The 23,300-nt window shown below is 65.8% G+C and carries 22 protein-coding genes; 10 read left to right on the top strand and 12 right to left on the bottom strand.

The features are described 5' to 3' along the window. The first annotated feature begins 18 nt into the window (after positions 1-18). The 5 genes from ABGV18_RS02450 (at position 19) to ABGV18_RS02430 (ending at position 2,985) form a co-directional block, all read left to right on the top strand. Positions 19-984 carry an HPr(Ser) kinase/phosphatase gene (locus ABGV18_RS02450; protein ID WP_396584653.1) on the top strand — a complete coding sequence of 322 codons (966 nt, stop codon included), beginning with the start codon at positions 19-21 and terminating at the stop codon, positions 982-984. Then, positions 981-1,862: an RNase adapter RapZ gene (gene rapZ, locus ABGV18_RS02445; protein WP_396581722.1), complete on the top strand. Its 882-nt coding sequence runs from the start codon at positions 981-983 to the stop codon at positions 1,860-1,862. Before ABGV18_RS02450 ends, rapZ begins: the two co-directional genes overlap by 4 nt. Before the next feature lie 84 nt (positions 1,863-1,946). Further along, complete coding sequence (locus ABGV18_RS02440) at positions 1,947-2,351, top strand: PTS sugar transporter subunit IIA domain-containing protein (RefSeq protein ID WP_396584652.1); 405 nt, start codon at positions 1,947-1,949, stop codon at positions 2,349-2,351. Continuing rightward, positions 2,348-2,638 (top strand): HPr family phosphocarrier protein, encoded by a 291-nt coding sequence (locus ABGV18_RS02435; RefSeq protein WP_396584651.1) that lies wholly within the window; start codon positions 2,348-2,350, stop codon positions 2,636-2,638. The genes ABGV18_RS02440 and ABGV18_RS02435 overlap by 4 nt, the downstream gene beginning before the upstream one ends. 17 nt (positions 2,639-2,655) lie before the next feature. Next, positions 2,656-2,985, top strand: coding sequence for a hypothetical protein (locus ABGV18_RS02430; protein WP_396584650.1), 330 nt, complete (start codon positions 2,656-2,658; stop codon positions 2,983-2,985). Between the two features lie 133 nt (positions 2,986-3,118). Here the strand turns inward: ABGV18_RS02430 and hemL are convergent, their stop codons facing one another. The 8 genes from hemL to gatC all read right to left on the bottom strand — a co-directional run bounded on the left by hemL (position 3,119) and on the right by gatC (position 13,819). After that, positions 3,119-4,408 (bottom strand): glutamate-1-semialdehyde 2,1-aminomutase, encoded by a 1,290-nt coding sequence (gene hemL, locus ABGV18_RS02425; RefSeq protein WP_396584649.1) that lies wholly within the window; start codon positions 4,406-4,408, stop codon positions 3,119-3,121. Next, entirely contained in the window at positions 4,409-5,107 is a 699-nt protein-coding gene (gene thiE / locus ABGV18_RS02420; RefSeq protein WP_396584648.1) for a thiamine phosphate synthase, read from the bottom strand. Continuing rightward, positions 5,104-6,126 (bottom strand): glucokinase, encoded by a 1,023-nt coding sequence (locus tag ABGV18_RS02415; protein ID WP_396584647.1) that lies wholly within the window; start codon positions 6,124-6,126, stop codon positions 5,104-5,106. The genes thiE and ABGV18_RS02415 overlap by 4 nt, the downstream gene beginning before the upstream one ends. Then, positions 6,107-9,397 carry a glycoside hydrolase family 15 protein gene (locus ABGV18_RS02410; RefSeq protein ID WP_396584646.1) on the bottom strand — a complete coding sequence of 1,097 codons (3,291 nt, stop codon included), beginning with the start codon at positions 9,395-9,397 and terminating at the stop codon, positions 6,107-6,109. The genes ABGV18_RS02415 and ABGV18_RS02410 overlap by 20 nt, the downstream gene beginning before the upstream one ends. A gap of 93 nt (positions 9,398-9,490) precedes the next feature. Continuing rightward, a complete protein-coding gene (hslO, locus tag ABGV18_RS02405) occupies positions 9,491-10,456 on the bottom strand; it encodes an Hsp33 family molecular chaperone HslO (protein WP_396584645.1) in 966 nt (321 codons plus the stop codon). Positions 10,457-10,485: 29 nt separating this feature from the next. Continuing rightward, the gene (gene gatB / locus ABGV18_RS02400) at positions 10,486-11,955 is read right to left on the bottom strand and encodes an Asp-tRNA(Asn)/Glu-tRNA(Gln) amidotransferase subunit GatB (protein ID WP_396584644.1); all 1,470 of its coding nucleotides are present in this window, start codon (positions 11,953-11,955) and stop codon (positions 10,486-10,488) included. A gap of 11 nt (positions 11,956-11,966) precedes the next feature. Beyond that, positions 11,967-13,415, bottom strand: a complete 1,449-nt coding sequence (gene gatA / locus ABGV18_RS02395; protein WP_396584709.1) for an Asp-tRNA(Asn)/Glu-tRNA(Gln) amidotransferase subunit GatA — start codon at positions 13,413-13,415, stop codon at positions 11,967-11,969. A 116-nt stretch (positions 13,416-13,531) separates the two neighbouring features. Next, positions 13,532-13,819, bottom strand: coding sequence for an Asp-tRNA(Asn)/Glu-tRNA(Gln) amidotransferase subunit GatC (gatC, locus tag ABGV18_RS02390; RefSeq protein ID WP_396581732.1), 288 nt, complete (start codon positions 13,817-13,819; stop codon positions 13,532-13,534). Positions 13,820-14,226: 407 nt separating this feature from the next. Between gatC and ABGV18_RS02385 the strand changes: the two genes are divergently transcribed. The 3 genes from ABGV18_RS02385 to mreD are packed head-to-tail and all read left to right on the top strand — an operon-like array spanning position 14,227 to position 16,695. Further along, positions 14,227-15,264, top strand: a complete 1,038-nt coding sequence (locus tag ABGV18_RS02385; RefSeq protein WP_396581733.1) for a rod shape-determining protein — start codon at positions 14,227-14,229, stop codon at positions 15,262-15,264. A gap of 11 nt (positions 15,265-15,275) precedes the next feature. Beyond that, entirely contained in the window at positions 15,276-16,232 is a 957-nt protein-coding gene (mreC, locus tag ABGV18_RS02380; RefSeq protein ID WP_396584643.1) for a rod shape-determining protein MreC, read from the top strand. Continuing rightward, complete coding sequence (mreD, locus tag ABGV18_RS02375; protein WP_396581735.1) at positions 16,222-16,695, top strand: rod shape-determining protein MreD; 474 nt, start codon at positions 16,222-16,224, stop codon at positions 16,693-16,695. Before mreC ends, mreD begins: the two co-directional genes overlap by 11 nt. 12 nt (positions 16,696-16,707) lie before the next feature. Here mreD and ABGV18_RS02370 read toward each other — a convergent pair whose 3' ends face one another. Beyond that, positions 16,708-17,070: a diacylglycerol kinase gene (locus tag ABGV18_RS02370; protein WP_396581736.1), complete on the bottom strand. Its 363-nt coding sequence runs from the start codon at positions 17,068-17,070 to the stop codon at positions 16,708-16,710. Between the two features lie 69 nt (positions 17,071-17,139). Continuing rightward, positions 17,140-17,520: a glycine cleavage system protein GcvH gene (gene gcvH, locus ABGV18_RS02365; protein ID WP_396581737.1), complete on the bottom strand. Its 381-nt coding sequence runs from the start codon at positions 17,518-17,520 to the stop codon at positions 17,140-17,142. A 241-nt stretch (positions 17,521-17,761) separates the two neighbouring features. On the opposite strand from gcvH, the gene ABGV18_RS02360 reads away from it, so the two are divergent. Then, positions 17,762-19,822, top strand: coding sequence for a TonB-dependent receptor domain-containing protein (locus ABGV18_RS02360; RefSeq protein ID WP_396584642.1), 2,061 nt, complete (start codon positions 17,762-17,764; stop codon positions 19,820-19,822). Between the two features lie 197 nt (positions 19,823-20,019). On the opposite strand, the gene ABGV18_RS02355 is transcribed toward ABGV18_RS02360, so the two are convergent. After that, positions 20,020-20,991 (bottom strand): sigma 54-interacting transcriptional regulator, encoded by a 972-nt coding sequence (locus tag ABGV18_RS02355; protein WP_396584641.1) that lies wholly within the window; start codon positions 20,989-20,991, stop codon positions 20,020-20,022. Positions 20,992-21,100: 109 nt separating this feature from the next. Between ABGV18_RS02355 and ABGV18_RS02350 the strand changes: the two genes are divergently transcribed. Continuing rightward, a complete protein-coding gene (locus tag ABGV18_RS02350; RefSeq protein WP_396584640.1) occupies positions 21,101-22,348 on the top strand; it encodes a multifunctional CCA addition/repair protein in 1,248 nt (415 codons plus the stop codon). A 34-nt stretch (positions 22,349-22,382) separates the two neighbouring features. Here the strand turns inward: ABGV18_RS02350 and ABGV18_RS02345 are convergent, their stop codons facing one another. Then, entirely contained in the window at positions 22,383-23,267 is an 885-nt protein-coding gene (locus ABGV18_RS02345; protein WP_396584639.1) for an alpha/beta hydrolase fold domain-containing protein, read from the bottom strand. Positions 23,268-23,300: the final 33 nt, after the last annotated feature.

Here is a 23,300-nt window from a genome sequence, read left to right as displayed (position 1 = left end):
CGATCACAGGGGCAGGCCATGATCCCAAGCTTCACCTATCAGCACCTTCCCTCGGACGCCGGCGATAGCGACTGGCAGCGGGCGCTTCCCGATAGCTGGGACGCGCCCGTTGCCGGTGACCAACGCCTGATCGGCTCGGCAAACCCCTGGATACCCACGCGCGTCGCGCTGATCTCCCCGTCGCTGCGTCATTACCTCCAGTGTGGCGAGGAGTGTCTGCAGCGGGCAAACGGACCGGTGGCGGCGATCAGCCCGCCCCGGGTCATCATTCTCAGCCGGGCACATGCCGACGTGCTCGCCGACTGGCTCGACCAGCACGCCACGGCCACCAGCACGGCGGCCGACATCCATATCCTGAGCACCAGCGAGGACGACGAGACCGTCGTTCGGCGGTTGCGACGGTTATGTGGCCACACTGACGAAGACTGGCGCCATGGCGTGTTCATGGAGGTCAGCGGGTTGGGGGTGCTGATCCGCGGCTCAGCGGGCATTGGCAAGAGCGAGGTGGCACTCGAACTCCTCAGCCGCGGGCATCGACTGATCGCCGACGACGCGCCCTGCTTCACCGCTCACGGGGAGGAAGTCACGGGCTCCTGCCCCGATCGTCTGTTCGGCCTGCTTGAAGTCCGGGGCATCGGCATCGTCGACATCCGCGAACTCTTCGGCAGCAACGCGATCAAGGCGCGCAAATACCTTCGTCTGATCGTCGACCTCTACCCCGCCGATGCCGGCCGTCCCATCGGTGCCGAGGAGCGCCTGTTCGGCGACCGTGGCAACGAGCCGGTTGCCGGGCAGACCATTCCCGTCTGGCGCATGCCGGTGGCACCGGGGCGCAACCTTGCGGTCCTGCTGGAAACGATCGTGCGCCAGCGCAACCTCGAGCGACAGCGCGGCGGCCAGCCGGCCAGCCCGCAAATCGCGCGGCTGTTCGCCGACGGCGAGATTCCGCCGCGCCCCGATGAAAGGCCGGAGCCCTGGTCATGACCGCCCCCTTGCCGCGCTTGATACTCGTCACGGGGCAATCCGGCTCGGGCAAGTCCGTGGCCCTGGCGGCCCTGGAAGACAGCGGGTTCTACTGCATCGACAACCTGCCGCCGGACCTGCTCGACCACCTCGCCGAAAGCTACCTGGAAGGCAGCATCGTCGCGCGCGGGATTGCGATCAGCATCGATGCGCGTGCGCCCGAGCAATCGCTGGCCAACCTTCCCGACCGCATCGACCGACTCAGGGAACGCCTGCCGCAACTGCAGATCAGCAGCCTGTTCCTCGAGGCCGATCGTCAACGGCTGATCACCCGGTTTTCCGAGACCCGGCGGCGGCACCCACTCTCCTACCAGATCGAGAACCTGGTCGAGGCGATCGCGCGCGAGGGGCAACTACTGATGCCGATCCGCGCCTACGCGGACCTGGTCATCGACACCAGCCTGACCACCGTCCACCAACTGCGTGAGGACGTGCGCTCACGCCTGATCGGTGAAAAGGAGGCCGGGCCGCGCATCCTGATCCAGTCGTTCGGCTTCAAGTTTGGCATTCCCCTCGACTCGGACTTTCTCTTCGACGTGCGCTTTTTGCCCAATCCGCACTGGTCGGCAGCGCTACGTTCGCACAGCGGACTCGATCAACCGGTGGTCGAGTACCTCGAACAGCATCCGGTGACGCACGAGACCCGCACGCGCATCGCCGAGTTCCTCGCTCACATGCTCACCGAGGCAAGCCATAGTGATCGCAGTTACCTCACCTGCTCGATCGGCTGCACGGGCGGCAAGCATCGCTCGGTCTACGTCGTCGAGCAGATCGCCCGCGACCTGCGGCCCACCTTCGGCAACCTGGTGGTCCGCCATCGTGATCTCGGCAACCACTGACCGCGATGGCGCACCCCCTGTCTCGGGCCCGTTTTTCGGTATGATGCGTTTTTTGCCGACCGCGACCGAGGAAGCACTCCCGCAATGACCGTCGGAATCCTGCTGATCTGTCACAACGACATCGGGGGCCAGTTGATCGAAACGGCCACCGATATGCTAGAACGCCTCCCTACCCGGCTCGACCACCTCGACGTGCGCCAGGACGACGACCCGATCGATCTGCTCAATGCCGCCCGACGGCGGGTGGCCGACCTCGACAGGGGCGAGGGGGTTTTGGTATTGACCGACATGTACGGCTCGACCCCGTCGAACATCGCCCACCGCTTGCGCGATCAGCACGATGTGCAGGTACTGTCCGGCGTGAATCTCCCCATGCTGGTTCGCGCCCTGAACTATCCGCGCCTGTCGCTCGACGAGATGACGGCCAAGGCCTGCAGCGGGGGTCGCGAGGGTATCATTCAGGAAGGAGCGACCGAGGAGCGGTCATGAGCGAGAACATTCCTTCCGTCGTCCAGAGAGAATTGACGCTGCGCAATCGTCGCGGTCTGCACGCCCGCGCCGCCGCACGTTTCGCCGCGACGGCCGAACAATACGCAAGCGAGATCGAAGTCGCGTTCAACGACCGCCAGGTCAACGGCAAGTCGATCATGGGCCTGATGATGCTGGCCGCCGCCTGTGGCAAGACGATCACCGTCACCGCCACCGGCGACGATGCCGCCCAGGCCATCGAGGGGATCGCCGATTTGGTCGATGCCCGTTTTCACGAATCCGAATAAGAGAGACGGAGTACAACATGCAGCGTAGAGGCAACTCAGCAAAAGACGGTTACGTCGGGATCGACAACGATGGTGATGGGGGCATGACCTTCCACGGCCGCCTGATCCTCGATGCCCGCGTGTTCGGCCTGATTCCGGAAGACGAGACCTGTGAAGGTTGGGAACTTGGGCGTCTGCAGGGACTGGCCGACCGGGTCAATGCCGAATGGGACAAGCATGGCGGCGGCATCCCGAGCCAGCTGCCCGATGACCTGCGCCGTCGCCACGCAGAAGCCTACGAGAAGCAGATGCAGAAGGCCCGCGAGGATGGCTGGGATCCGGACGCGAACCTCGAAGACGAACAGTAAGGCAAACCGCTTCGCCGACCGGGCACGAAGTCCACTTCGGCCCCACAGACGTTAAAAGGTCGCCGGAACCCTCGTTCCGGCGACCTTTTTACTGCCCGGCCCCGCAAGCGGGCCCCGGGATCTTTCCAGGCATTCAACCCGCCATGCGAGCGAAGACGCGCTCGGCCGCGTCGATGGTCGCATCGATCTCGGCCTCGCCGTGGGCCATCGAGACAAACCCGGCCTCGAACGACGACGGCGCGAAATACACGCCCTCGTCGAGCATGCCGTGGAAGAATGCCTTGAAGGCCTCCTTGTCACAGGCGGTCGCGTCATTGAAGTTGGCCACCCGGTCCTTGTCGGTGAAGAACAGGCCGAACATGCCGCCGACGTTCTGGGTGATCATCGGGATGCCATGTGCCTTGGCCGCGGCGGACAGACCATCGCAGAGCGCCTGGGTGCGACGGGCCAACACGTCGAAGAAGCCGGGCACGCTGATCAATTCAAGCGTCTTGACGCCGGCGGCCATGGCCATCGGGTTCCCCGACAGCGTGCCCGCGTGGTAGACCGGTCCCATCGGCGAGATCATCTCCATGATCTCGCGTCGACCGCCGAAGGCACCCACCGGCATACCGCCGCCGATCACCTTGCCCATGGTGGTCAGGTCCGGCTTGATGCCATAGTGCTCCTGTGCGCCGCCCAGCGAGACGCGGAACCCGGTCATCACCTCGTCGAAGATCAGCACCGCGCCGTACTCATCGCAGACCTGGCGCAGCCCCTCGAGAAAGCCCGGCTCGGGCGGGATGCAGTTCATGTTGCCGACCACCGGCTCGACGATGATCGCGGCGACCTCGTCACCCACCTCGGCAAACACCTCGCGCACCTGATCGAGGTGGTTGTATTCGACCGTGGTGGTCAGGTCGGCGAAGGCCTTGGGCACACCCGGCGAACTGGGTACCCCGTGGGTCAGCGCCCCCGAGCCGGCCTCGACCAGCAGGGAATCGGAATGGCCGTGGTAGTTGCCCTGGAACTTGACGATGCGGTCACGACCGGTAAAGCCACGCGCCAGGCGAATGGCGCTCATGGTCGCCTCGGTACCCGACGAGGTCAGGCGCACCAGGTCCATCGACGGCACCAGATCGCAGAGCAGGTCGGCCATGCGCGTCTCGTTGACCGTTGGCGCACCGAAGGACAGGCCGCTCTTGGCCGCCTCGCGGACCGCGTCGATCACGTCGGGATGCGCGTGCCCCAGGATCATCGGCCCCCAGGAGCCGACGTAATCGATGTAGGGTTTGTCGTTCTCGTCGAAAAAGCGTGAGCCCTCGGCCCGCTTGACGAAGACGGGATCGCCGCCGACCGAGCCAAAGGCACGCACCGGCGAATTCACCCCGCCGGGGATGTGGGCCTGGGCACGTTCGAACAGCTCGTGGTTGGATGCGGTCATCTAGGGATTCTCCGGATCGTGATTGATTCTTGAATTGGATTGAGCCGGGTTTTGAACCCGGCCGGCCGCCATGGCCCGCGTCAGGGACTCGGCGGCGGCCCGAATGTCGGCGGCGGCGAACACCTCGCTGATCACCGCGATCATGTCGGGGCGATGCGGCATCAGGTCGGCCACGTTCGCCGCCGTGATACCACCGATGCCGCAGACCGGCCGGCCGAGCCGCTCCCGGGCCCAGCCCAGCACCTCTGCAGGCGCGCCGGGGGCATGCGGTTTGGTTGGCGACGGGAACATCGCGCCGAAGGCCAGGTAATCGGCCCCCTCTGCCGCGGCGCGTTCGGCCCGAAGCCGATCAGCATAGCAAGACACACCGATGATCGCATCGAGCCCCGCGGCCTCGAAACGGGCCCGCGTGTCGGTCAACGGGGCATCCTCACGGCCGAGATGCACACCATCGGCGCCGACCGCGATCGCCAGCGCCACGTCGTCGTTGACGATAAAGACACGATCGTGATGCCGGCACAGCTCGGCGAGTGCCGCGGCCTCGTCACGGCGCCGCTCGGCATCCGTGCTCTTGTCCCGGTACTGGACAATCCGCGCCCCGCCCCCAATGGCCTCGCTTGCCGCCTCGACCAGCGCCTCGCGCTGAAACCGGGTGGTATCGGTGATCACGTACAGCCCGTTCAGATCGTCCCGGCTCATCGTTCCACCCTGGTTGAATCCATTTCCTGCTCGGCCAATCGCCGCGCCCCGGCGAGACCGAGATTGCCGTCGGCAACCACCCACAGCGGCAGACGGCCGAGCATGGTCGCAAACCGCCCCTTGTCGAGAAAGGCCTCCAACGCCTGCTCGCGCACGAACGGCATAATGTGCCCGACGATGGCCCCGGCGATAAAGACCCCACCGGTGGGTAGCGACTTGAGCGCAAGATTGCCGGCCTCCGCCCCGAGGATCCGGGCGAACAGCCGACAGGCGATCACCGCGCATTCGTCCTCGCCGCGGTTCGCCCACTGGGTGACCAGGGCATTGGGGTCCGAGGCCGCCGAGAGCTGCCCATCGGCACCCGGGGTCGGGCGGCCAAGCTCCGCATGGCGCGCAAAGGCATAGAGCGAGGAAAAACCGTCGCCACTGAGAATGCGCTCGTAACTGACGTGACCACCGAACCGCCCACGCAGGTAGCTCAGCAAGGCCGCCTCGCGCTCGTCGTTGGGACCGAAGTCGCAATGGCCGCCCTCGCTCGGCATCGGGTGGTGGCGGTCCCCATCATGGAAGAACAAGGCCTCGCCCAGCCCGGTGCCCGGCGCGATCACGGCGGCATGCCCCGTGGCCGGCGTGGCCTCGGGATTAAGGTTCACCCGCCGGTCGAGCGGGCTTGCCAACGCACCCAGACCCACGGCGATCAGGTCATTGATCAGCCGAACACGCGCGCCGCCGAGGGCCTGGCCAATCGTCGCCGCCTCCAAGGTCCAGGGCAGATTGGTTGCCTGCACCCGCGCCGCGTCGCCCTCGCCTTGCACCGGTCCGGCGATACCGAACGCGGCCACTTCGATCCGCCCGTGGTCGTGCCGACCGGCAAGCTCGAGGAAGGACGAGAGCATCGCGGCAAAGCCCGCGTAATCCCGACTGGGCAAGGTCTGCTCGAATCGAGCCGCGGGCTCGCCGGCGACGAACAGCGCCAGGCGCGAGCGTGTCCCGCCGATATCACCCGCCAGAATCATCATTTGCCTCCTCCAAAACGGGAACCGCGTCGACGTCCGCTGCGAGCAGGTAATCCAATGCGGCACCCACCCAATGGGCAACGGCCAGTGGCGATCGATGGTAGAACGCCTGCCAGGCATCTGCTCGTGACTCGTCGTAACGCCCCCCGTCTTCGGGATGCTCATGGAGCCAGGCCAGACGGACGGCGTGCCCGATCACCACGTCGAGCACCAATGGTTCCTCGATCGACAGCTCCGGGGAGTGCGTCACGATCTCGATCAGTGCGGCGATCGCCTCGACGTTCAACTCCCGGTATTCGGGGGCATCAATTCGATTGAGCCGATGCTCGACGGCCAGGGCGAAGTTGTGCTCCCGGGCGGTCGACTGGCCCCGATAGAGCGCGCTGTCGAGCACGTTGCGTGGATCGAACCGATTGCCGATCACCAAGGTCGGGACATGACCCAGTAAGTCCCACACCCCCTCGTAAAAGCGCTCGGGCAGGCGACTCATCGCCCCGCCGATCTCACGACGGTGGTACCAATCCACCGTGCGCGCCGTATCTTGCCCAGCCGCCCGCGCTCCCGACCCATCTCCACTCAGCACCGAGGCGGTCGGCGAGGTCGGCGGCTCACCCTCGGCCTGCGGGGTCGGCGGGCGGGCGGTATCGCGTCGATGCAGCGCCTCGAGCCGTTCGGGCTGATCCCGCCAGTCGATCGCCTCACGCAACCGTTCGCGCAAGGCATGCGGCGCCATGCCGACAAGCTCGTCCAACGCCTGCGACGGCGGAATCGCCGCCTCGCGAGCGCGCAGGGCCACCAGGATCTGCAGCAGCGGGCCGGTACGCAGGGTAATCACGTTGCAGAACAGGTCCGGCTCGGCACGCAACCAGGCACCGAGGTGAATCACGAGTTCCTGGGTCAGGGAGCGTTCCCGCGGATCGTCATCGCAATAGGCGTGGATCCGGCGCAGGATTTCGCGATTCGAGATCGGGGCGTCGATCACCGCCGCTCGGCTGTAGGAACGCCCCACGGCCAGCCGCTTCTGGCGCACGACCAGATCCATCAAGGCGACCTCGAGAAACCCGTCGACCACGCCGGCGAGATCCGCCGCCAGGCGCATTACCCGCCAGGCACCCACCCGCTGGGCCAGCCGTAACAGGGCAATACAGTGACCGTTCCAGTCGCGCAGCTCGCCGTCGACATCGGCAAACGTCTGCTCGGGGGCCAATGCACTCCGCGCCAGCCACTCGAGCAGCATCAATCGTTCATCCAGCGCGGTGGCGCGCCCAAAGACCGCGATCAGCTCGTCGACCGAATCGGCTTCGCCCAGTTCGGCGGCAATCGCATCGACATCACCACCCCACTCCCATCTGCCGCAGCGAACCGGTTCGCTAACGGGCGCGTCGGGTAGCTGTCCGGGCAGTCGCCACTTCGATGCCGCCTGCACCAGCTCGTCCAGGCGTCCGAGCCGAACCCGGTCAACCCGGCCGCTCGTCAGCTGGTCGAAGAAGGCCAACACCGTCGCGCCCCCCGGGCCATCGAGCATCCAGTCGAAAATCGGGATTGCCCATAGGGCGTGCCCCGGACCGCGGGCGTATCGGGCCAGGTAAGCCAGGCTGGTACGAACCTCGTGGATCAGCAATTCGGCATCCCGACCAAGCAGAAAGGTGTCGGTGTCGAACAGTGACGGGATCACGGCCGAGTCGCCCCTATCGCTGACGATCACCCGGTCCGCCGACAGGCCCAGCAGCCGCCGCTTCGTGCGCCCCGTCAACGCGAGGTGCCCATTCGTCCCCACCGAGGCCAGTCGCTCGACCAGGACATCGGCCGGGATCACGGCCGTCTGGGTCTGTTCCGGCCACGAGACCGGCCCGATACCGGCGGCCTCGAGTCGCTCGGCCACGGACGGCGTCTGAGCGAGCAGCGCCACGTTTATTTCGACGCTGGAGGATTCCAGCCTGGGCCGATGACGACCGATCGGATCCATGTCCGACGGTTGAATGTGCCCCGCCAGTAACAGCCGACCGACCACCCACAGGCTCTGGGCCCAGACTAGTGGTCGGTTTTCATTTGCCAGGCGATCGGTGGCGCCGGGGGTGTGACGCTCGGTCTCGATCGACTCGGTCGGCACGTAATAGAGCTCGGGCAACACCGGTGCGCCGCATTCGCACACCGCCACCCGCTGGATCTGCCGATGGATCGACGCGGCTGCCGCGCGATCCCCGGAAAAACAGGCATTGATCAGTCGATAGGTGAAAAACAGCGGCCACTCGCACTCGATGTGGGCAAAGGCCTCGAGTTCCTCGGGGTCGTAGTGGAGCTTGGTTTCATCCTCGATCGACGTCTGGTGTCCATCGCGCAGAAAACGCTTGTAACCGTAGCGCCCGGCCAGCCGTGTCTCGATGCGTTCACCCACCTCCTCGGCCTTGTCACCGGCGGCAAAGGCCGGAAAACCGATCACGGCGAGCAGCGCCGAATCGATTTCCTTGGAGGCCGATTCCCGGGGGAGGATCGAATCCAGACACTGCTGCACCCGGGCGATATCGTCGGGCACCACCTGCAACCGACTGGCGTCATCGCCCTGTTCGCCGAACAGATCAAAGCCGTCGGCCGCCTCCAGTGCAGCAAGCACCAGGCCGAGTGAGCTGGCATTGAGCTCACGCATACCATGGTTGATCTTGTTGCCACGCTCCCAGATGCCGTAGTCGGGAATCACGTACGCCCGCGACAGGTACCAGACGAGGTTCTGGACGAAATCCACCTCGTCACGCCCCTGCACGATCGTCAGCCCGCCCGCGGTCATCTGCACCAGCATCAGCAGGAACAGCGAAGTGGCATCCAGTTGCAGGTGCCCCCACTCCTCGTCACCCACCACCGCCTCGCCGGTCGCGGTGTCGTATTTGGCATGCAACGCATCGATCGGGTCGAGGCTGTGCTTGAAGCGCTCGACCCGATCGGCCTGACGCATCATGGCCAGCAGGAGCCCGCGCATGTTGCGGACGACCGCCTGTTCGAGCTCGAAGGCCTGGGCCGATTGTCCGGCACGACGGCAGGCAATGCCGAGTGCCCAGGGGCCGAGGATGCTGTAGACGTTGTCGCGCACCCAGGCGTCGGTGTAGTCGCCATGGGCGGTCACCGCCGTACTGGCAGGCAGCAGCCCCGAGATCGGGTGTTGGCGGTCGAGGATATGGCGACGGACTTCGCCAAAGAGGGTATCGAGTGATATCTCGTCGATAACAGGATCGACGGCGGTGTTGGAATGGGGCGAAGTGTCGGAGGCGAGACCGGACGTCATGCGATACACCGGGTGATGTTTAGGGACAGGCCGGGAAAAGCGCCCAGTATGGCCGCCTTCACGACTGCCGCCCAGAGGCCGACAGCATCGGATTCAATGACGGGTGGACTCTGCCGGTGCGACGCTATCGCTGGTAAGCAATTGCTCGACATCGACCCGGTCAAAGCGATACAGGCTGCCACAGAAATCACAACGAATTTCGATCAGCTCCGACGTCTCCTCGCTGTCGAGTGTCTCTTCGAGTTCCTGCCGCCCCAGGCTCGCGAGCATCTGGCCGACACCCTCCCGGGTACAACCGCAGTTGAACGAAACGCGCGCCACATCCTGGATGCGCAACGCCTCCTGGTGGAACAGCCGGTGCAGCAGTTCCGGCGCCGACACCGTTCGCATCTCCTGACGTCCCTGTTCACCGAGCAGGGTATCCATCAGCTTGCCCACATGCTCGAAGCCCGACGCCGCGGCCCCGCGGCTCGGCATGATCCCGCCGGTCTCGGGCATTTGCTGGACGAGCATGCCCGCAGTCACATCGCCGGTGGCGCTCAGCACCAGTCGGGTCGGCAACTGCTCGGATTGCTGGAAATATCCCTCGATGGCGTTTTCCAGACCAGCACCGGCGATCGGGACCAGCGACTGGTACCGCGCGCCCTCGTCGGGCTCGATCGTCAACACCAATTGACCCCGGCCGAGTTGGTCCTCGAGATGATCGCCGGCAACGGCCAGACGGTCGTCGTCCCACTTGGCCATGCAACGAAAGCGGCGATCGGAGGTCACCTGCACCACCAGCAGACTGATCGGGCCGCCTCCGGCGAACTGCATCACGAGACGTCCCTGGAACTTGAGGCTCGCGACCATTAGCACGGCCCCGGCGACGGCCTGTCCCAGCAGGCTCGCCACCGACGCCGGGTAGTCATGGTTCTCGATCGCTGCCTGCCAGGTGGGCTCCAGGCGCAGGGAGACCCCGCGCACCCGCCCATCCTCGAAGGAAAAGCGGAACAGCTCGTCGCCCTGGGGCAGGTTGTGCCAATCGATGGATTCGGACTTGCCGGTCATTTCGCTCATGGGGTTCCCCCGGGTTGCTGCACGACGGCTCAATCCCCGTCCAGGCGGCGCTTGAGCACGTCGTTGACCGCCTGCGGATTGGCCTTGCCCTTGGCCGCCTTCATCACCTGGCCGACGAAAAAGCCGAACAGCTTGTCCTTGCCGCCCCGATAGGCCTCGACCTGGCCGGGGTTGGCGGCGATCACCTCGTCGACCATCGCCTCGATCGCCCCGGTGTCCGAGATCTGCTTGAGGCCGCGAGCCTCGATGATCTCGTCGACCGAGCCACCCTGCTCGGCCAGCGCCTCGAAGACCTCGCGACCGAGCTTGTTCGACAGCGTGCCATCGGCAATCCGTTCGAGCAGGTCGGCCAGTTTGTCGGCCGGGACGGGGCACGCGCCGATCTCGCACTCGAGCCGGTTGAGCAGTGCGGCGACCTCGCCCATCACCCAGTTCGCCGCCAGCTTGGCATCCGCACCCTCGCGGGCGACGACCGCCTCGAAGTACTCGGCCGTGGCGCGGCTCGAGGTGAGCACGCCGGCGTCATAAGCGCTCAGCCCGTACTCGGACTGGTAGCGCTCAGCCTTGGCATCCGGCAACTCGGGCAATTCGGCTCGCCAGGACTCGATGGTCGCGTCATCGACGACCACCGGCAGCAGGTCCGGGCAGGGGAAGTAGCGGTAGTCGTCCGCCTCTTCCTTGGTGCGCATCAGGCGGGTCTCGTCGCGATCCGGGTCGTACAGGCGCGTGGCCTGGACCACCTCGCCGCCGGTCTCGAGCAGGTCGATCTGGCGTTCGATCTCGAACTCGATCGCCCGCTGCAGAAAGCGGAATGAGTTGACGTTTTTGACCTCGGTGCGAGTCCCCAACGTCTCGTCGCCCTCGGGGCGCACGGAGACGTTGGCATCCACGCGGAACGAGCCTTCCTGCATGTTGCCGTCGCAGATGCCCAGGTACTGGACGATCGCGTGGACCTTGCGGGCATAGGCCACCGCCTGCTCGGGGTTGCGCATGTCCGGCTCGGAGACGATCTCGATCAGGGGCGTGCCGGCTCGGTTGAGATCGATGCCGGTCATGCCGTGGAAATCCTCGTGCAGCGACTTGCCGGCATCCTCCTCGAGGTGGGCGCGGGTCACGCGGATGGTGTCCTCGCGGGCCTGCTTGCCCTCACCGGTGGTCACCGTCACCGAGCCACCCACCACGATCGGCCGGGCCAGTTGCGTGGTCTGGTAGCCCTTGGGAAGATCCGGGTAGAAGTAGTTCTTGCGGTCAAAGCTCGAGACCCGCGATATCTCGGCGTCGATGGCCAGGCCAAACAACGAGGCCATGCGCACCGCGCCCTCGTTGAGCACGGGCAACACGCCCGGCAAGCCGAGATCGACGGCGCAGGCCTGCGCGTTGGGCTCGGCGCCGAAGGCGGTGGATGCCCCGGAGAAAATCTTCGACCGGGTGGCCAGCTGGGCGTGGATCTCCAGACCGATGACCACTTCCCAGCCCGAAGGGATTGCGAATTGACTCATTGGTGCTGTCCTTACCCTTCGCGGTTATCGTTGGCGGAGTCGGCAGCGAACGACGGCATGCGCTCATGCCAATCCACGCGCTGCTGATACTGATGCGCGACGTTGAGCAGTCGCGCCTCGTCGAAGTGCCGACCGATCAGTTGCAGACCGACCGGGCGACCCTCGACGAAACCGGCCGGCACCGACATGCCGGGCAGGCCGGCGAGATTCACCGGAATGGTGAAGATATCCTCGAGGTACATCTTGGCCGGATCGGCGCTGTGCGCACCGCGGTCGAAGGCCGGGGTGGGCGTGACCGGTCCGGCAATCACGTCGCACTGCTCGAAGGCGCGCTGGAAGTGGTCGGTGATCAGTCGACGGGCCTTCTGTGCACGGCGGTAGAACGCGTCGTAGTAACCGGCGGACAGTGCGTAGGTCCCCACCAGGATGCGGCGCTTGACCTCCGAACCAAAGCCCTCCGAGCGGGTGCGCTCGTAGAGGTCCTGCAGGTCCTTGGGGTCCTCGCAGCGGTAGCCAAAGCGCACGCCGTCGAAACGGGACAGGTTCGAGGAGGCCTCGGCCGGCGCGAGCAGGTAGTAGGCGGCCAACGCGATGTCGGCATCCGGCAGGTCAATCTCGACGGTTTCGGCACCGGCGGCCCGCAACTCGTCGATGGCCACCGTAACGGCATCACCCACGGCCGGGTCCAGCGCGTCCGAGAACCATTGCTTCGGGATGCCGACCCGCAAACCACGGATCGACTCGTCCAGGCCGGCGACGTAATCCGGCACGGGCCGATCGGCCGAGGTGGAATCGCGTTCGTCGAACCCGGCCATCTCACCGAGCACCAGCGCGCAGTCGGCGGCTGACTTCGCGATCACGCCACCCTGATCAAAGCTCGAGGCATAGGCGATCATCCCGTAGCGAGAGACCCGCCCGTAGGTCGGCTTGATACCGGTCACGCCGCAGAAAGCAGCCGGCTGGCGAATCGAACCGCCGGTATCGGTGCCGGTGGCGAACGGCACCAGCCGGGCGGCGACCGCCGCGGCCGAACCGCCCGAGGAGCCACCCGGTACAGCGTTCGTATCCCAGGGGTTGGCCACCGCGCCAAAATGGCTGTTCTCGTTGGACGAGCCCATGGCGAACTCGTCCATGTTGGTCTTGCCCAGCAGCACCGCCCCGCTTTGAGTCAGACGCTCGTGGACGGTCGCATCGTAGGGCGCGACCCAGTCAGCGAGCATCCGCGAACCGCAGGTGGTGCGCGTGCCCTTGGCGCAGAAGATGTCCTTGTGGACGAATGGAATGCCGGCAAGCCGTCCGGTGGACGACGCCGGCTCGACCGGCTCGACGCGGCTGACCAGGCTGTTGAGGGAGGGATCGATCGTCTCGATGCGCCGGGCAAAGACGGCGGCCAGATCGGCGACCGTGTACTCGCCGGCCGACAGCCCATTACGCAGTTGGGCAATCGAGGCGTTGATCAGCGCGGCATCCCCGCCGCGTTGCGGTGTATCACTCGTGGACACGTAAGGTGTTCCCCTGGCAGGCAATGTGGGCGTCAATACTCGACGCGGACCGGCTTGCGCCGACCGCAGGCGATCTACTCGATGACCTTCGGCACAAGAAACAGGCCCTGCTCCTGGGCCGGCGCGCCGGCCATCAGGGTCTCGCGCTTATCGGTCTCGGTGACCGTGTCGGGGCGCAGTCGTTGTACCTGGTCGAGCGGGTGGGCCATCGGCTCGAGATCGTTGAGCCTTGGGTCGTCGAGACGACCGGCCTGTTCGAGAATGCCATTGAGATCCGAGCGCAATGCCTCGGTCCACTCCGGCTCGACGGCAATCCGGGCGAGATGCGCCACGGTTTGTAACTGATCATTGGTCAACGACATCGTCGTCACCCCTCATGAAACGTGTTTGGCGTGTCTGACTTGAACCGTATTTCGGGCGACTGTCCGTCCGCTGGCATCGAGCGAGAACCCGCCGGCAAGTTCCTTGCTCGGACGACGCATGCCGAAGGACGGAAATCCGTCGCGAAGCCTATCACAGCCGCGCCTGCCTGCCGAGTCAGGCACTTGCCTGAAAGCACGCTTGTTGCTACCGTAGCCGCTTATTTTTCGCGGCGCCTCGGATGCGGCTCTCGTCCCGTTTTCCGAACGGATTGCCCCGGCGACACAGGTGGCCGGGCCGCGCACACGGGAAAGGACTCAGCCGATACCGCGCGCGACCGCGGTATCGCGACAACGGGCCGTCCACCGGCCCGACCACATACATCAGACATCACTCGGTTATATCTCCCATGTTCAAAGGCTTCCGCGGCATCTTCTCCACCGATCTCTCCATCGATCTGGGCACGGCCAACACGCTAATCTACGTCTCCGGTCGCGGCATCGTGCTCGACGAACCGTCGGTGGTCGCCCTGCGGAACGACGGTGGCCAGACCGTCATCCAGGCCTACGGCAACGAGGCCAAGCAGATGGTCGGCCGCACACCGAAATCGATTCATGCCGTGCGCCCGCTGCGCGACGGCGTGATCGCCGACTTCCATGTCACCGAGAAGATGCTGCAGCACTTCATCAAGAAGGTGCACTCCTCGCACTGGTTCCGTCCCAGCCCGCGTGTACTGGTCTGCGTGCCGGTGGGCGCGACCCAGGTCGAACGCCGCGCGATTCGTGAATCGGTGCTTTCCGCGGGCGCCCGTCGCGCGTTCATCATCGAAGAGCCGATGGCCGCCGCGATCGGGGCCGGCGTGGACGTCGACGAGCCGCGCGGCTCGATGGTGGTCGACATCGGCGGCGGTACCTCCGAGGTGGGCGTGATCTCGCTCGACGGTATCGTCTACTCCTCGTCGGTACGCATCGGCGGTGACAAGTTCGACGAGGCGATCATCGCCTTCGTCCGCCGCCACTACGGCATCCTGATCGGCGAGGCAACCGCCGAGCGGATCAAGAAGGAAATCGGCAGCGCCTACCCGGGCAAGGAGCTGCGCGAAATCGACGTCAAGGGGCGCAACCTCGCCGAGGGCGTGCCGCGCAGCTTCACGCTCAACTCCAACGAAATCCTCGAGGCCCTGCAGGAACCGCTGTTCGGCATCGTTCAGGCCGTACGCGCCGCCCTCGAGCAGACGCCGCCGGAACTGGGTGCCGACATCGCCGAGCGCGGCATCGTGCTGACCGGCGGCGGCGCGCTGCTGCGCGATCTGGACAAACTGGTCATGGAAGAGACCGGCCTGCCGGTCGTGATCGCCGAGAACCCGCTCACCTGTGTGGCTCGTGGTGGTGGCAAGGTCCTGGAACTGATCGACCAGCGCAACAACACCCTCTTCGCTGACGAGTAACGGCGCCGGTCGTGGCGCTTTTCGATTCCCACCGTCCCGGACTCAACCTGCTCCTGGTGCTGGCGGTGATCTCGATCGCCCTGATGAGCCTCGACCGGATCGGCACCCGCTGGGTCAGTCAGCTCGACCAGGGACTGGGCGGTGCCACCGACGGCATCGTCAAGGCCATTCACCAACCGGTGGTGATGGCGCGAGGCGTCGGCCAATGGTTTGTCGAGCACAGCGATCTCCAGGCGGAGGTCGAGCGCCTGCATGAAGAAAACATGCTCCTCCGTGGCCAAATGCAGCAGTTCGTCGCGTTGCAGCGCGAAGTCGACGAGTTGCGCGCCATGCTTGACGGCGAGGCCAGCACGATCCCGGGCGTGCTGCTTGCCCGTCGCGTCGGTCACCCCCCCAGTCTGCACGGCAATCTGTTCACCATCGGCCGCGGCCACGGCGACGACGTGCGTCCCGGCGACCCGGTCATCGATGCGTACGGGGTGGTCGGTCAGATCCTGCGCAGCACGCACAGCGGTGCGACCGTCATCCAACTGACCTCGCGCGACCACATCCTCTCGGTCATCCTGGGCGACACGGGTCGCACCACCCTGCTCCGCGGCACCGGCAACCGTCAGTTGATTGCCGAGCGTGTGCCCGAGCGCACCGCCATCGAACCCGGCGACCTGCTGACCACCTCCGGCATCGACACCGCCTTTCCGCGCGGCTACCCGGTGGCACGAGTGACCGACATCGAGATGGACGAGGCCCAGCGCTTTATCCGGCTGATCGCCGAACCGGTGGCCGATCTCGAGCGTCTCGATCACGTCCTCGTGATCACTGAGGCGCCGGACGCACCGCCCGACCCGAGTTCCGCATCCGATTCCGTCCTCGAGCACCCAACCATCACGCCACCCACCGATGGCCACACCGCCGACGAGTCCACGGCAGCCGATGTCCCGGCTGCCACGGGAGCCACTGATGACGACTAGTTGGTTTGCCATCATCCTGACCAGCATCGCGGCGCTGGCACTGACCCTGTTGCCCCTGCCCGCGACGATGCAGGTGCACAATCCTCAGTGGCTGCTTCTCACGGTCATCTTCTGGTCGCTCTATCGCCCGGCGCAGGCGGGGCTGATCTACGCCTGGATCGCCGGCCTGATGCTCGATGTGGCGACCAATGGCCTGCTGGGCCTCAACGCCCTGCTGTTCACGATGACGGCCTTCCTCTTTCTGTCGTTGCGCCAGCGATTCGGGGTGGCGCCACTGCTGTCTCAAGCCCTGCTGATCGCGGGCTTCACCCTGGGCTATCTGATGGTGGCCCTGTGGGTGGAAGGCGTGGCCACCGATCTGGTGTCCATGGCCACCTACCTGTCACGCGCGATCAGCAATCTCGCGGCCTGGCCCGTGGTGTTCTTCCTGCTCAGCCGATTCGCTCGCATCTCCGAGCGCTGACGCGGCATCGTTTCAGTCGAACAGCAGGAATCCCCAAACCACCGCGGCGATCACGATCGCCATCAGGACGGCCGCCGAGCCGACATCCTTGGCGCGCCCCGACAACTTGTGTGGATCGTGGCCGATGCGATCGACCACCGCCTCGATGCCGGTGTTGAGCAACTCCACCATCAACACCTGGAGCACCACCGCAATCAGCACGGCTCGCTCCAGCGCACTCTCGCCAACGAACCACGCCAGCGGCACGGTCAACATCACGACCACGACTTCCTGCCGGAAGGCCTCTTCCTTGCGCCAGGCCGCGCGCAACCCTTGCAGGGAATAGCGCAGCGCGTACCACACGCGCCGCAGCCCGTAGTTCTGTTCGGATGCCATGAGTTTGTCTCCCGGCTGAGGGGCGAGCGAACCGTCCACGACGGCTCGCCGGTGCAGCGCCAAAGGCGGTCAGTCGGTTGACTCGAGCATCCGACCGTACTCGTCCGGGCTCATCCACTCGGCCGGCTGGCCTTCCATGCGGATCTTCAGGATCCAGCCCTCATCGAGCGGATCGTCGTTGATCAGCTCCGGGCTGTCCTCGAGCGCCTCGTTGATCTCGAGCACCTCGCCGTCCACCGGGCAGAGTACGTCGGAAGCCGCCTTGACCGACTCGAGCGTGGCGCAGGGCGCGCCCTCGGAGACCGCCTGCCCCACGTCGGGCAGATCGGCGAACACCACGTCGCCCAGCATTTCCTGCCCCTGCTCGGTCACCCCCACCGTGATCACGTCGTCTTCGACCGTGTACCACTCGTGGGTCTCGCCGTAGCGCCGATCCTGCAGAATTTCCATGGGCGACTCCTTCGTCGGGTTAAGCGGGTAAACAGGCCCGCGATTCTGGCACAAACCGCCAACCTTCTCGATTGTCTCTCATCGCCCGATTGCGGCATATGCCACAACGCATGCGGCATCTGCCCCGTTCCAGGGGTCACCGATAACCGTAAATCAATAGCTTACCGGTGGCCCGTTTCCTGCTGTGTAGGGCGGCAACCCGTCCCGCCATACCGACAACACAGTGAGGAACGATTCCCGCATGACTGCCGCTCGCCTGCATCACCGCCCCACTCGTCTGCACGCCACCATTCTGGTTAGCCTCGCCAACCTGGCCACCATCGCAGCCGGCACCCAGCCCGCCGCCGCTCAGGGTCTGGACACGATCCTGATTACCGCCCCGGAACCGGTGGCGATCGACCAACCGGTCACGCTGACGGCCGAGGACACGGCGCCACGCGCCGACCTGGCCGAAGTACTCCGCGAGATCAACGGTGTCAACGCCGGACGCATGTCCGGTCATGGTCTGGACCCGATCATCCGCGGGCAGCGTGAACACCAGCTCAACGTGCTGCTCGACGGGGCGGGCATCGCCAACGCCTGCCCGAACCGCATGGACCCGCCCACCAGTTTCGGCAATCTGGCCGGCTACGACACCGTCGAGGTGCGCAAGGGCGTGACCACGCTGACCCGCGGACCGGGGGGTAGCGGCGGCAGCATCGAGCTCACCCGCAACACCTTCGAACGAGCCGCTGAAACCGGCATCCAATCTCGGTTCGGCTTTGCCACCAGCAGCAACGGCCTGACCGACCAGGGCAGCGCCGACGTGCTGATGAGCAACGGCCATGCCTACGCCCGAGTGATCGGCCAGATCGCCAACGGCGAAAATTACGAGGATGGTGAGGGCAACGGGGTGCCCTCGTCATTCAAGCAGCGCAGCGGCACCATCATCGGCGGCTACCGCGTCAGTGACGAGACCGGCATCGAGGTGTCGATCGACCGCAACCGCATGCTCGACACCCGCTATGCCGGCACCGGCATGGACTCGATATTCGACAACGCCACCATCTATCGCCTCGACGGCCGGCTGGGGGATCTCGACGGCCCGGTCGACACGCTGCGCCTGGAGGTCTCGCGCGCCAATGTCGACCATCTCATGGACAACTACAGCCTGCGCGAGTTGACCGCCCCCATGCGGATGGAGGCCCCGGCGGAGTCCCACACCACCACCGCCCGCCTGACCGCGTCCTCACGCATCAACGGGGTCGAAATCGATTACGGCCTCGACTTCCAGCGCGTGCAGCAAGACGCCCAGGCGGTCAATGCGATGACCGACATGCTCATGTTTCGCCAATGGCCGGATGGCCAGACGGACCAGGTGGGGGCCTTCCTGGAAGGTGACTGGGAACTGGATGACCGCAACGTGATACGCGCCGGCCTGCGAGTCGATCGCTTCGACAGCGAGATCGATTCCAGCCTAGACAAGGGCATTGCCACCCACATGAAGGTCCCGGCCGCCATCCGCGCTGCGGCGACCGAGACCAAGAGCGACACCGAGATCGGTGCCCTGCTTCGCTACAGCCATACCTTTGACTCGAACCTCTCCGGCCACGTCGGCATCAGCCGCACCGCGGTCGCCGCCAACCTGACCCAGAAGTACTTCACCCTGTTGATGAACGGCATGCTGGCGAAGGTGGGCAACCCGGACCTGGAACCGGAAATCCATCACCAGATCGAGACAGGTCTGTCGTGGCAGAACGAGCGACTGTTAACAAACGCCAACCTGTACGTCGATCAGGTCGACAACTACATCCTGCAGGACCGGCAGATCGCGGGCCTGATGCCGATGACCACGACCTATCGCAATGTCGACGCCCGCCTCTACGGTGGCGAGCTCGACCTGCGTTATGCCGTGACCGACTGGCTGGCGACCGAGGCGCAGCTGGCCTACGTCCGTGGGCGCAACACCAGCGACTCGCGCGACCTGCCGCAGATCCCGCCGCTGTCCGGCAACCTCGGGGTGCGCGCCGAGCGAGGGGCGCTGGACGCCGCCGTAATCATGCGCTGGGCGGCTCGCGCCGAGGCCATCGACAAACAGAGCGGACTGGACACCACGGAAACGGCCGGATACGCCGTGCTCGATCTCAATGCGGGCTATGCCCTCAGCAAGAACTGGCGGCTGGAGGCCGGTGTCGACAACGTCTTCGACCGCACCTACGCCCAGCACGTCAACCGGGCCTATAGCGGTGCATTCGGTGACCCGACCGCCCGGATCAACGAGCCGGGACGCACCGTTTGGGCACGTCTCACTGCGACCTTCTGACCCCCTTTACCTCCAGACTGCCACGCGACAGCGTGGCCTTGCGGCAGCTTCGGCTGCCGTTTTTTTTGGGGCGCAACGGGACGGACGACGACATCAATAACTAGGCCCCATCGCAACGCGACCAACGCAAAGGCCCCGTCTCAGACAATGCCGAGACGGGGCCTTTAGGATTCGAGACAAGATCCGTTGGTCAGTCGCTATTCAATGGCGAACTTCTTCAGACGATAGAGGAACGTGTCACGCGAGAGGTGCAGCAGGCGAGCGGCATGCGACTTGTTGCCGCCCGTATGGGCCAGGGCCTGGCGCAGAAGATCGCTCTCGACGGCCTCGAGATCGACGCCACCTTCCGGCAGCACGAAGCCCGGCGCAAGCGGACCACCGCGTTCGCTTTGTGCCGCCGACCGCATCGCCGGCGGCAGGGCTTCGACGTCGACCACGCCGCCTGGATGAAAGATCACCAGCCGTTCGGCCAGTTGCTTGAGTTCGCGAATATTCCCCGGCCAGCGGTATCGACGCAGCACACCGGTGGCCCGCGCCGTCAGGCGAGGCATCGCCACGCCACTGCGGGTAGCATTCTCTTCCAGGAAGCGAGCGAAGAGCCAGTCGACGTCACCCTGACGGTCACGCAACGGCAGCAATTCGACCGGTACGCCGGCCAGCCGGAAGTACAGGTCGGCGCGGAACTCGCCGGCCTCGACCATGGCGGCAAGATCCCGGTGCGTCGCCGCGACCACGCGCAGATCCACTCGACGGGTACCTGTCTCGCCCACCGCCCGGGTTTCGCCGTTCTCGAGCAGGCGCAACAATTTCGCCTGCAGGGCCTGGGGCAATTCGCCCAGTTCGTCGAGAAACAGCGTGCCGCCGTCGGCCTGGTCGACCAGGCCCGGCTGGTCGGCGAGCGCGCCGGTGAAGGCGCCGCGCCGATGGCCGAACAGCGTTGATTCGGCCAGCTCGTCCGGGATGGTGGCGCAATTGACCGTCACCAGCGGACGATTGGAACGCGACGAGCCGGCATGGATCGCGCGCGCGGCCAATTCCTTGCCGGTGCCGGTCTCACCCGTGATCAGCACCGTCGCCTCGGTCGCCGCCACCAGCCCGATGCTGCGCAGCATGGACTCGAAACGTGGCGACTGGCTTTGCAATGCCTCAAGATAGGGGTTCGCGTTCATGGCGATCGGTCCATAACGTGACGAGAATGACGGCCAGTCTACCGCTAGCAGCCGTCACGATAAAGCCAGTTTTGCCGCCCCAAACCCGACTCAATCACCCGGAGATACGATGCCCGATACGGTCACCGACAACCTCGAGTGCTACATCGTCGGCGGCGCCGTGCGTGACCAGTTGCTCGGCCGCCAGGTGGTCGACCACGACTGGGTGGTCGTCGGCGCCACGCCCGAAGAGATGCTCAGCCGCGGCTTTCGCCAGGTGGGTGCGGACTTCCCGGTGTTCCTGCACCCGGAGACCGGCGAGGAATACGCGCTGGCCCGCACCGAGCGCAAGCAGGGACGCGGCTACCACGGCTTTGCGGTGCATGCGGCCCCGGAGGTGACGCTCGAGGATGACCTGGCCCGCCGTGACCTGACCATCAACGCCATGGCGATGCGGGAAAACGGCGAACTGGTCGATCCGTTCGGCGGTCGCAAGGACCTCGATGCTCGCCGGCTGCGCCACGTCGGCCCCGCCTTCGTCGAGGATCCGGTGCGCGTGCTGCGCGTGGCACGTTTCGCCGCCCAGCTGGGCGCGCATGGATTCGAGGTCGCCGAATCCACCGCCGCGCTGATGCGGCAGATGAGCGCCAGCGGGGAGCTTGCCGATCTCGTCGCCGAGCGCGTCTGGACGGAGACGGTCAAGGCGCTGGGCACCGAACGGCCGTCGCGCTATTTCACGGTGCTCCACGAGGTCGACGCCCTGGCCGAGACGTTTCCCGAGGTCGAGGCACTGTTCGGCGTGCCCCAGCCCAAGGAACATCACCCCGAAATCGACACCGGCATCCATACCCTGCTGGTGCTGGACGCCGCCGCCGGCCTGAGTGATTCCATCGGCGTGCGCTTCGCCGCGGTCTGCCACGACCTGGGCAAGGCACTGACGCCGCGCGAGGAGTGGCCGCGCCACATCGGCCACGAACGTCGCGGGGTCGAGCCCACGCGGGCACTGTGCGAGCGCCTGCGCACCCCCAAGGCAATCCGCGAGCTAGCCCTGACCGTGACCGCCCAGCACGGTCGCATCCACCGGGCGCTGGAAATGCGCGACACCACGCTGGTCGACCTGATCGACGAGCTGGACGCCCTGCGTCGCCCGGAGCGCTTCGAGGAGATTCTGATCGTCTGTCACGCCGACTCGCGCGGCAGGCCCGGCAAGGAATCGGTCGAGTATCCGGAGGGCGACTGGTTGCGCCAGGTGCGTGAAACGGTGGCCGCCATCTCGCCGCAGCCCCTGCTTGAACAGGGGATTCGCGGCAAGGCGCTGGGCGAAGCGCTCCGGCGCGAACGCATCCGGGCGGTCGCCGCACTGCAACACCCGGATTGACCGCGTCGAGGCAGCGGGCCCTTACTCGGTGGCCTCACTCGGTCATCGCGTGCGCCGGCCCGGTTGGCGGCACCCGACCGAGAAACCGCGATACCGTCGACAGGATCTGGGCGTCGAAAGGGAATACGTTCGACAGGCTGACCACCACCCCGGCATGACGCAGATTGTCGACCCGCAACAGATCGACCGGCACGCCGAGCTGTTTGAGGCGCTCGGCCATCCGCTCGGTATTGCGTGGATCGACCACCGGGTCATCGGCGCTGACCACCAGTAACGTCGGCGGCACCTCGCTGTCGACCCAGTTGATTGGCTGGCTCGACTCGAGCGGGTCGGCGGGCTCGAAGATACGCTCGAGCTTGGGGTCATTCAGCGGCAGGAAGTCATAGGGCCCCGCGAGCCCCGCCCAGCCCGCAATCCAAGATCGCTCGCCGCCCGCTGCTTCGAGATATCGGCCGTCGGACACCAGCATGGCCACGTTGTAGGCCCCCGCCGAATGCCCCATCAGTGACAAGCGCTCCGGATCGGCACCGTAATCTCCCGCATGCTCGCGTGCCCAGGCCACAGCACGAGCCGAGTCATACAGGAAGTCGGGGTAGCGCACCTCGGGGTAGAGGCGATAGTCGGGGATCATCACCACGAACCCCCGACTGGCCAACGTCCGACCGAGGAACGCATAAGTGGAGCGGTCGCCCGTCTGCCAACTTCCGCCCCAGAAGAACACCACCAACGGAGCGTCTTGCGAGTCGTTGGGGCGATAGACATCCAGCGCAAGATCGCGCTCGACATCGAACACCACGCCCTGGGTCACCGAGACCGACTCGCTGGGCGCAAGCGACTCGAGCACCTTCGCCCCGGAGCAGGCCGTCAGGGTCAGCAGGGTGACCGTCGCGGCCGTTATTACGGTCAGAAATCGTTTCACGATATGGCTCCGCGGTGATGGCGCGCTGTCTTC

The organism is Guyparkeria halopsychrophila, assembly GCF_044582135.1.
Classification (GTDB): Bacteria; Pseudomonadota; Gammaproteobacteria; order Halothiobacillales; family Halothiobacillaceae; genus Guyparkeria.
The sequence above is the reverse complement of the archived record's forward strand: the minus strand, read 5'-3'. Positions and strand labels throughout refer to the sequence as shown.

Coding starts and splice junctions, on each gene's coding strand:
- ABGV18_RS02355 (WP_396584641.1), bottom strand. CDS start 20,991: ATGAACGCGAACCCCTATCTTGAGGCATTGCAAAGCCAGTCGCCACGT.
- gcvH (WP_396581737.1), bottom strand. CDS start 17,520: ATGGAAATTCTGCAGGATCGGCGCTACGGCGAGACCCACGAGTGGTAC.
- ABGV18_RS02370 (WP_396581736.1), bottom strand. CDS start 17,070: ATGGCATCCGAACAGAACTACGGGCTGCGGCGCGTGTGGTACGCGCTG.
- ABGV18_RS02385 (WP_396581733.1), top strand. CDS start 14,227: ATGTTCAAAGGCTTCCGCGGCATCTTCTCCACCGATCTCTCCATCGAT.
- ABGV18_RS02450 (WP_396584653.1), top strand. CDS start 19: ATGATCCCAAGCTTCACCTATCAGCACCTTCCCTCGGACGCCGGCGAT.
- ABGV18_RS02440 (WP_396584652.1), top strand. CDS start 1,947: ATGACCGTCGGAATCCTGCTGATCTGTCACAACGACATCGGGGGCCAG.
- ABGV18_RS02415 (WP_396584647.1), bottom strand. CDS start 6,126: ATGATGATTCTGGCGGGTGATATCGGCGGGACACGCTCGCGCCTGGCG.
- ABGV18_RS02350 (WP_396584640.1), top strand. CDS start 21,101: ATGCCCGATACGGTCACCGACAACCTCGAGTGCTACATCGTCGGCGGC.
- gatB (WP_396584644.1), bottom strand. CDS start 11,955: ATGAGTCAATTCGCAATCCCTTCGGGCTGGGAAGTGGTCATCGGTCTG.
- thiE (WP_396584648.1), bottom strand. CDS start 5,107: ATGAGCCGGGACGATCTGAACGGGCTGTACGTGATCACCGATACCACC.
- mreD (WP_396581735.1), top strand. CDS start 16,222: ATGACGACTAGTTGGTTTGCCATCATCCTGACCAGCATCGCGGCGCTG.
- ABGV18_RS02435 (WP_396584651.1), top strand. CDS start 2,348: ATGAGCGAGAACATTCCTTCCGTCGTCCAGAGAGAATTGACGCTGCGC.
- rapZ (WP_396581722.1), top strand. CDS start 981: ATGACCGCCCCCTTGCCGCGCTTGATACTCGTCACGGGGCAATCCGGC.
- hemL (WP_396584649.1), bottom strand. CDS start 4,408: ATGACCGCATCCAACCACGAGCTGTTCGAACGTGCCCAGGCCCACATC.
- ABGV18_RS02410 (WP_396584646.1), bottom strand. CDS start 9,397: ATGACGTCCGGTCTCGCCTCCGACACTTCGCCCCATTCCAACACCGCC.
- gatC (WP_396581732.1), bottom strand. CDS start 13,819: ATGTCGTTGACCAATGATCAGTTACAAACCGTGGCGCATCTCGCCCGG.
- ABGV18_RS02430 (WP_396584650.1), top strand. CDS start 2,656: ATGCAGCGTAGAGGCAACTCAGCAAAAGACGGTTACGTCGGGATCGAC.
- hslO (WP_396584645.1), bottom strand. CDS start 10,456: ATGAGCGAAATGACCGGCAAGTCCGAATCCATCGATTGGCACAACCTG.
- ABGV18_RS02360 (WP_396584642.1), top strand. CDS start 17,762: ATGACTGCCGCTCGCCTGCATCACCGCCCCACTCGTCTGCACGCCACC.